Origin of the sequence: Lactiplantibacillus sp. YT640 (genome assembly GCF_049745435.1) — a bacterium.
Taxonomy (GTDB): Bacteria; Bacillota; Bacilli; order Lactobacillales; family Lactobacillaceae; genus Lactiplantibacillus; species Lactiplantibacillus plantarum.
The window spans coordinates 1-5299 of record NZ_JBMNVY010000067.1; the positions used below are offsets into that span (position 1 = coordinate 1).

Genomic DNA, 5299 nt, shown 5'->3' on the forward strand with positions numbered 1-5299 from the left:
ATAACACCGTATCGCTGCTTAAATTCCGCAAAGATCCGCAGAATCCGTTGTTTCAAGTCCGCATCTTCGGCCCGGCGTTTTGAAGATTTGGGGGATCGATAACGATAATACTGAGCTCTGGAAACACCGAGGATTCGGCACATCTTAGTTACCTGGTGGTGATGGCTTTCTTGGTGAATGTAATCAAAGATATTGGTTACTTCTGCGCAAGGAAGCCCAGGGCTTTTTTTAGGATTTCGTTCTCCTCAGACAGCGAAGCCAGTCGCTTTTCCATCGCTTTGATTTCGTCTGGCGATTTACCGGATTGAGTTTTTGCCTGGCCCTGGATCCACTTATGAACTGTTTAATATCCAATGCCATATTCTCTGGCCAGTTGGGCAGCTGATTCGCCTTGCTTATATAGGTTGATAATGTTTTGTTTGAATTCTTTGTCGTAATGAGTTGGCATGTAAAAATTCCTTCCTTTTGAGAGACGATTTATTCATTATACCCTCTCTTAAAAGTTGTCTCAGGAATCAGCTTACATCCAAATTATATGCTTCAGAAAAATCTTGATAAAAAGTTATCAAAAGGTAGATTGTAAAATTAATCCGAACGCTGTTCGGACACAAAAGATCAGCTACTAAAAGATGGGTTTGTGGTAAACACCATCTTTTAGTAGCTGATCTTTTGTCTAGTATAACCTATTCCGAACGAATTAAAATCGAAACCTTTTGTGAACTAGGGCTGTCCAATATCCAAATGGGCGTTCGGCTGAACCGATCACCGTCAACAATTTCTTATGAATTATCTCGGTGTCAACCTTATCAGGCTGAATTAGCACAAACAGACGCCGAATACAAGCGATCACGATGTGGTCGGAAAACTAAGCTGAGCGATGAGTTAAAGAAAAAAATTCTCAACCATTTACGGCTAAGTTGGTCACCAGGAATGATTGCTCACGAATTTAAACTAGCTACTAAATCTATTTATAATTGGCTAAATCAGGGGAGAATTGGTTTCTCCTTGAATGATCTACCTGAACATGGCGTACGCCAACGGCGTAACCTTGACCAACGTTCTAAATATAATCAATCATTAGGACGGTCAATTGAACAGCGACCGCTTAAAATACTCGACTGGCAAACACCGTATCAGGTTATACTGACAAATTTGTCCAAAAAATTCGGATTAAATTTGCAATCTACCATTAACACGGTTCTGACCATTTTAGGTATGCTAGGTGTAATTACAGACGTACAAACTGTAAACGTCTCACAGGACACGACAGGCACCTTAGAACATGTTACAAACGAGGTGGACTCCGCTAGCCTATCTGATAAAGCACCAACTAGTGCGAACGTTTCTAATGTGACCTCAACTAGTGCTGAGATTAAAGTAGATGACAAAGCTGAATAAAGTAAAAAGGTCTATCCAATTAAGGGTAGGCCTTTTTATTGTGCAGTTTAAGTTACTGAAAGTAGTGTGCAATGTCATGTCATACAGCACAAGCATAGTATAGCATTGTCAGAAATAGACGCAACCACTCAATTTCTACTAGTTAACATAATGCACAGTATTCAAAGCTAAACTTTGTGAAGTCTAGTTAGGCCTATTGTAGCAGTGTTTATAGACAACTCACTGTTTGATTTAGCCAGTTTAGCTGAGTTTGTGAAATTAGCTTAAACTGTCCTAGTCAGCTGGCTTGTGATTATTATTTATTTATTCAATTTAGTTGACTTATTGGTTTACCCCTGCTGTAATGCGAGGGAGTGAAGTGATTGAGTGCAGAGTTGTACCCTAGTCAGACGATCAAAATTAAAATGACTATCTAGCTAGAGTGCAACTCACCTGTTGTAACGCTCGGTCGTTCGGGCATCGCTTGGACAATCAGTTGCGGTATTGCTACCAACCACTAGTATCAGCCTACATTCTCGGTTAAACCCATTAAAAAACGCCCTAATGGACGCTGATAGCACGTATTTAGTTTTGTTCGGTTACCAGCTACTAGTGGTCACCATGCCTAAGCATCGTTTTACCACCCGGGCCGTTAATGGTCGCCCTCACCATTCATCACCAGCCTGATTGTCTAAGGCCTTATGTGATATAACCGGTTGTTATTGAAGTCGCACCGGTAAACGTGTCCCCTTAATATTTATACTCTAGCTTGTCCCCTAGAATGGTCCGCGAGAAGCAATTGAATGTCAAGACTTGCAATTTTAGAGTCTAGACCGTACAATTAATATATGGTTATTTGTGGTTCCCGCGAAGTAGAAGGTCGCGGGGCTTCTTTTGTATATTCAGTTATTTTAGGTCTGGCTTAATTGCTAGGCCTTTTTTAATACAAGGATATTGTAGCTCCTTATTAGGCGAGTGTCAACACTTTTTTAATTTAGTCTACAAATCTACATATCTATTTATCTACATGTATTTATGTATACTCGCATACAAATAGATAATAGGAAATAGAATGTATTTATTGCTGTTTAAACAAGCTTTTATGGTAGCTAAACTATCTACATATCTACATATCTACATGTACTCTTGTATTTTAGTCTACATATATTTTTGTATATTTGTATATTTATCTACATGTAGACGTTTGATAATCTGTGCTATATGAATTATAATAGTGAGATTAAGGGGGCTAGCAGAATGGTAAAAGTTATTACGTTTGGAAATTTCAAAGGTGGAACTGGAAAAACAACTAACAGCTGCATGATTTCATACAGACTAGCTAAACAAGGATACAAGGTACTACTAGCAGATTTAGACCCGCAGGCTAATGCAACCGCATTATATCTAAAGACTAAACAAGTTCAAAATAATGAGGTTGTTAAATTTGATAATACTTTAATGAATGCAATCAGCAATGATGATATAAGTACTATTGTTACTAAGATTCGTGACAATCTTTATTTGTTGCCCAGTTTTGCAGACTTTACATCATATCCAATTTTCTTAGAAAAGAAGTACCCGAACACAGATGACCAATATAAGCGAGCTAAACACTTTTCAAATTTGCTAGATAAAATTAAAGATGACTACGATTACATTATCATTGATACGCCACCGACTGTTAGTGTATACACTGACTCAGCGTTAATGGCCTCAGACAGCGTTATAATTGTGCTTCAAACTCAAGAACGGTCGTATGTAGGTGCTGAGGCCTTTATATCTTACCTGCAAGAGCTTGTCTCTAATTATGACGCAGATTTCAACATTGCAGGAATACTACCGGTTCTGCTAAAGAACAACAGCCAGGTTGATCAGTCGATACTAGAACAAGCCGAGGCTGAGTTTGACAAGGATAATATTTTTAAAAATGTTGTTAAAAATATGGAACGGCTAAAACGTTATGACATTATTGGCATTGTTGATCCAGATTTAAAAACACAAAAACATGATATGCATGATATGCGAGTAGATGCGCTATATAAGAAAATTACAAATGAATTTGTTGAAAGGGTTGGTAAAGATGAGTAAAGACCTGCTCAAGAAAAGCCTTAACTCAGATGTTACTCAAGTTCCGAAACCTAGCAATATATTTTCGCGGGACATGAAAGTGAAAGCAAACACTAAAAAGTCTAAGCCTAAAACTACTACAATTAGATGCTCAGTTGAGACAGCCGATATGGTAAATGCATTATCCGCAGTGCTTAATTTTAAAAGTGTGGATGAGATGCTTGAACACACAATTAATAGCACACTAGAAGGTTTAACAAATGAGGAACGTGCTGAATATCGAACGGTGAAGAAGATATATACTAGCAGACGCTCAAAATAACTAGCAATAATCACAATTTAGATGGAATCGTTATACTATTAATAGTAGAGAGATAAATAGGAGGCTAACGCATGAATGAAGAAGATAAAAAGAAAGAAGAACAACAAAGGTTGGCCGATAAAAAGTTTGAAGACTTCATCCAAGGAATTTACGATACTAACAAGGAGCCTTCTAATGAGGACTGGCTAGATAATGTTGCCAGTGCAATGGTCCCTAATGAGGCCGATAAAGAGAAAAGATAATGAAAAATGTTCGGAAGTTTATTACAATTATTAGGACTATCAAGATGGTATCATCACGAACAACACGCTGATAGGTCGAATGCTCGTAAAGCTAGTGGTCAGTCAGCCTTCTCATACGATGACCTCAAAGGATTACGCAAGTTGGCATTCTGGCTGTTTGTATTCAGTTTGTTCTTAAATTGGGGCATGTTCGGCGCTATTATGCTGATTGCATGGCTGGCAATGTGGGCAATAAGTATAATCTTTTAGTTTTGCTATAAATTAAAAGCTATCTCAAATTACTGAGGTAGCTTTTTTATGGTTTCTATAATTATTGCATTGGGTCTCCCGGTGCATGAATTTTACCTGTAGAACTAACTCCCCAAGAAAGTCCGTCATCGTTGACAAAGCTCCAGTTACCGTTCTCTCCTTTGATGGCCTCAAGCTCGTCTAACGAATACCCTCCAAAACTATCAACATTATCAGAATCCGCCCAATTCTTTAAGACTTGCCTAGCCTGGGATTCAGTTAAGGCTGTAGAACTAGTTGTAGACTGAGTAGAAGAAGACTCTGATGAACTAGAGTTTTCGACTGATGAACTACTTTCAGAGGAATCTGTGTCATCATTAGTAGAGTTTGCCGTTGTGTCCTTATTTTGAGTAATTAATTTTTGTTCAGTCAAATTATTTGAACTGGCAATGTTATGTGTAAATTTAGTATAGGCCAACTTATTGTCAGAGTTCAGGTACTCAATGTAGCCCTCACCTAAAGTACCTTGTTCGGGCATCTTTTGAAATAGCTGGTTGATGCTCTTTGTCTCACCGGCCTTGATTGTTAGAGTGCCTGTTTTATCAGATATAATTTTATTTGATGGCAGGACGCAAATGAATTTAGATTGGTCAAATTTGATGTTCTTATTCGTGCTATTCTTAATGGTAGCAGACACAACATAGACAGGGTCTGCCGTATTGTCCTCGGTGTCATCTTGATTTAGCTTAAAAGTAAATTTAACATTTCTTTTGGCACTATTTGATAAATTCTGAAAGTAACTGGTCTTAACAGTGCGTGTGCTGCTTTTAGGGCTAGAGCTAGATTCCTTTTGGTTGCTACTACTATTAGTAGTACATCCGCCAAGTAACAAGGTTAGCATAGTTGCACTTAATATTAATGACTTTTTCATCTTGTATAACTCCAATCTGGCTATTCATTATCGTTGTCAAAGTTATTATGGAGAGCGTAAAATATCTTGTGTAAATGCATAAAAGATTTCTGAATTGTATAGAAATAGGGAATGCCTTCCCTTATGATATTT

6 protein-coding genes and 1 pseudogene are annotated in these 5299 nt (G+C 37.9%); 6 read left to right on the top strand and 1 reads right to left on the bottom strand.

Features of this window, described 5'->3' with window-relative positions:
- Positions 1-669: 669 nt before the first annotated feature.
- From ACOV1R_RS15745 to ACOV1R_RS15770, 6 genes and pseudogenes are all read left to right on the top strand, one after another.
- Positions 670-1113 (top strand): annotated as a pseudogene (locus tag ACOV1R_RS15745) (transposase); the annotation flags it as partial.
- The gene (locus ACOV1R_RS15750; protein ID WP_424744309.1) at positions 1090-1398 is read left to right on the top strand and encodes a hypothetical protein; all 309 of its coding nucleotides are present in this window, start codon (positions 1090-1092) and stop codon (positions 1396-1398) included. The pseudogene ACOV1R_RS15745 and the gene ACOV1R_RS15750, both read left to right, overlap by 24 nt.
- 1236 nt (positions 1399-2634) lie before the next feature.
- A complete protein-coding gene (locus ACOV1R_RS15755; RefSeq protein WP_021355947.1) occupies positions 2635-3465 on the top strand; it encodes a ParA family protein in 831 nt (276 codons plus the stop codon).
- Positions 3458-3766, top strand: coding sequence for a hypothetical protein (locus ACOV1R_RS15760; RefSeq protein WP_003554871.1), 309 nt, complete (start codon positions 3458-3460; stop codon positions 3764-3766). Before ACOV1R_RS15755 ends, ACOV1R_RS15760 begins: the two co-directional genes overlap by 8 nt.
- Before the next feature lie 71 nt (positions 3767-3837).
- Positions 3838-4008 (top strand): hypothetical protein, encoded by a 171-nt coding sequence (locus tag ACOV1R_RS15765; protein ID WP_003554873.1) that lies wholly within the window; start codon positions 3838-3840, stop codon positions 4006-4008.
- A gap of 6 nt (positions 4009-4014) precedes the next feature.
- Positions 4015-4257: a hypothetical protein gene (locus ACOV1R_RS15770; protein ID WP_016526730.1), complete on the top strand. Its 243-nt coding sequence runs from the start codon at positions 4015-4017 to the stop codon at positions 4255-4257.
- 61 nt (positions 4258-4318) lie between these two features.
- On the opposite strand, the gene ACOV1R_RS15775 is transcribed toward ACOV1R_RS15770, so the two are convergent.
- Positions 4319-5167 carry a hypothetical protein gene (locus ACOV1R_RS15775; RefSeq protein WP_217203438.1) on the bottom strand — a complete coding sequence of 283 codons (849 nt, stop codon included), beginning with the start codon at positions 5165-5167 and terminating at the stop codon, positions 4319-4321.
- Positions 5168-5299 lie beyond the last annotated feature (132 nt).

What these genes read in the sequence shown, in the direction of transcription:
- ACOV1R_RS15755 (WP_021355947.1), top strand. Translation starts at nt 2,635, where the DNA reads ATGGTAAAAGTTATTACGTTTGGAAATTTCAAAGGTGGAACTGGAAAA.
- ACOV1R_RS15760 (WP_003554871.1), top strand. Translation starts at nt 3,458, where the DNA reads ATGAGTAAAGACCTGCTCAAGAAAAGCCTTAACTCAGATGTTACTCAA.
- ACOV1R_RS15765 (WP_003554873.1), top strand. Translation starts at nt 3,838, where the DNA reads ATGAATGAAGAAGATAAAAAGAAAGAAGAACAACAAAGGTTGGCCGAT.
- ACOV1R_RS15770 (WP_016526730.1), top strand. Translation starts at nt 4,015, where the DNA reads ATGTTCGGAAGTTTATTACAATTATTAGGACTATCAAGATGGTATCAT.
- ACOV1R_RS15775 (WP_217203438.1), bottom strand. Translation starts at nt 5,167, where the DNA reads ATGAAAAAGTCATTAATATTAAGTGCAACTATGCTAACCTTGTTACTT.